The 283-nt window shown below is 53.7% G+C and carries 1 pseudogene; it reads left to right on the plus strand.

The window, feature by feature from the left end:
• Positions 1-283 (plus strand): annotated as a pseudogene (locus ED312_RS23875) (hypothetical protein); the annotation flags it as partial.

Consider the following 283-nt stretch of genomic DNA (forward strand, 5'->3'; position numbering starts at 1 on the left):
CAACCTGCAGGCGGATAACATCGTGGTGGGCGGACAGGAAATTTATGTGGCCGGAGACCTAACCGTAAAAGGCCTGTTCTGGGGCGATTATAACCACGGTGACCTGGTCGTGACCGGTGAGATTGCCGTACTGGTCTTTATCAGTACCGATTATAACTTTGACCATAAGCGGTTTGAGGCCGGGGATCGGGTCCGGGTAGCATATTGGTTGTGGGACGAAACGGAAGATGAATTTGACCGGGAGCAACTGGAGGCGCTCTTCAGGCCCGAATGCCTGGAAGAA

The organism is Sinomicrobium pectinilyticum (assembly GCF_003725735.1).
Classification (GTDB): domain Bacteria; phylum Bacteroidota; class Bacteroidia; order Flavobacteriales; family Flavobacteriaceae; genus Sinomicrobium; species Sinomicrobium pectinilyticum.